Below are 479 nucleotides of genomic sequence, written 5' to 3'. Positions count from 1 at the left end.
GGCTACATCCGCAAACAAACGCTGACGAATGAAGAGCGCTACATCACCGGAGAATTGAAAGACCGCGAAAGCACGATTCTCCACGCTCGTCATGATTTGGGTCAGCTAGAGTACGACATTTTCGGCAGCTTGCGCGAACAGGTCGGCCAACATGCCGACGAGATTCGGATTTTGGCACAGGCGATCGCCTCCGTTGATGTCCTTTGCGCGTTCGCTGAAATTGCCGTCTACCGAGGCTACTGCCGTCCGCAAATTGTGGCGACGCGAGAATTGGCGATCGAGTCCGGTCGTCACCCCGTCGTCGAGCAGTCTCTACCGTCTGGCTTCTTCGTCCCCAACTCGGTCGAACTTGCCAGCCAAAATCTACCAGATTTGATCATTCTCACGGGGCCAAACGCCAGCGGCAAAAGCTGCTATCTCAGACAAGTCGGACTGATTCAGCTTCTCGCGCAGGTTGGCAGCTTCACTCCAGCTACGAG

General features: G+C 55.5%; 1 protein-coding gene. It reads left to right on the top strand.

Annotated features, from left to right (window positions below):
- On the top strand, positions 1-479 hold a 479-nt coding region (locus D7Y13_RS42295; RefSeq protein ID WP_439329265.1), incomplete at both ends, for a MutS-related protein.

It is taken from the genome of Corallococcus praedator (assembly GCF_003612125.1).
Taxonomy (GTDB): Bacteria; Myxococcota; Myxococcia; order Myxococcales; family Myxococcaceae; genus Corallococcus; species Corallococcus praedator.
Note: the sequence above shows the minus strand (reverse complement) of the source record. Positions and strands in the feature narration are given on the sequence as shown.